Annotated in this window: 1 protein-coding gene; it reads left to right on the top strand. The window is 59.3% G+C overall.

Annotated features, from left to right (window positions below):
• Window positions 1-79 precede the first annotated feature (79 nt).
• Window positions 80-1,105, top strand: a complete 1,026-nt coding sequence (locus HW466_RS30915; protein WP_151007149.1) for an IS110 family RNA-guided transposase — start codon at window positions 80-82, stop codon at window positions 1,103-1,105.
• The last annotated feature ends 270 nt before the right edge of the window (window positions 1,106-1,375 follow it).

Below are 1,375 nucleotides of genomic sequence, written 5' to 3' on the forward strand. Positions count from 1 at the left end.
GGGTTTAATAGGATGGTCAGCCCGATCCTCACTCAGCGGACTACGCTGAGTGAGGATTTTGTCCTTCTGGAGGGCCATCATGGACACGGTATCGCTGATCGGAGTCGATCTCGGCAAGCACTGCTTCCACCTGCATGGGCAGGATGCGTCCGGCAGGATGGTGTTGCGCAAGAAGCTCACGCGTAGCCAGATGTTCACGCTGCTGGGCAATTTCCAGAGTTGTACTGTGGTCATGGAGGCCTGCGCCGGTGCGCACTGGATCGCTCGCCGACTTCAAGCGCTGGGCCACGAGACCAAGCTGATTTCCCCGCAATTCGTCAAACCGTTCCGGCAAGGCAACAAGAACGATTTCGCAGACGCCCAGGCGATCTGCGAAGCGGCTTGCCGTCCGAGCATGCGCTTCGTGAGCCCACACAATGAAACCCAGCAGATCGTTTCAGCCTTGCACCGCGTGCGCGAGAGGCTGGTGCGGGAGCGCACCGGCACGATCAACCAGATTCATGCGTTTCTGTTGGAGTTCGGCATCAGCTTGCCGCGCGGCATGGCGGTGATCCGGCGACTGCCTGCCGTGCTGGCGGCAGAATCGTTGCCGCCGAGGCTGGTGGCCGTGCTCGAACGCTTGCAGGCGCACTTCAAGTATCTGGACGAGCAGATCCGCCAGCTCGAACATGAGTTGCTTACCCAGCTACGCGAGGACGAACGCAGCGAACGACTGCTTGAGATTCCCGGCATTGGTCCGATGACCGCTAGCGTGTTGATGTCGGAGTTGGGCGATGCCCATCAGTATGGTTCGGCAAGGCAGTTTGCCGCTTCGGTCGGTCTGGTACCGCGGCAGTACAGCACCGGCGGCAAACCAACGCTACTGGGCATCAGCAAGCGCGGGGACAAGGAACTGCGACGGCTGCTGGTGCAATGCGCGCGGACCATCATGCAGCGCATCGAGCACCGCACGGATGCATTGGGCGTCTGGATTCGCAGCCTGTTGGCGCGACGGCACTCGAACGTGGTGGCCTGTGCCTTGGCCAACAAATTGGCGAGGATCGCCTGGGCCATCCTCGCCAAAGGAACACACTACCGAAGCATCGAGGCTGTTCCCTCAGTCTGACGCTTCCTGCGCTTACGGCTTCAGTTGCAGTAGTCACGCCTGGTTTTGCGACGCGAGATACGTGAAGGCATAAACGACTCAACGGCCGGACAAGTAACCTGACAACAAAAACAGCATTTCGATGCTGCGGGTTTTTTGAGGTTTGTCCGGTGCGGCTCCCATCATGGGGCGGGATCTTTCCCATCCACGACCCCGGATAGATTCGAGCAAGTCCACTTTAGGTCAACACTGCCTCGCTTGCAAAAATCGGGCTGACCATAGATTTTGTTG

The organism is Burkholderia territorii, from assembly GCF_902833055.1.
Lineage (GTDB): Bacteria > Pseudomonadota > Gammaproteobacteria > Burkholderiales > Burkholderiaceae > Burkholderia > Burkholderia territorii.

Coding starts and splice junctions, on each gene's coding strand:
- HW466_RS30915 (WP_151007149.1), top strand. CDS start 80: ATGGACACGGTATCGCTGATCGGAGTCGATCTCGGCAAGCACTGCTTC.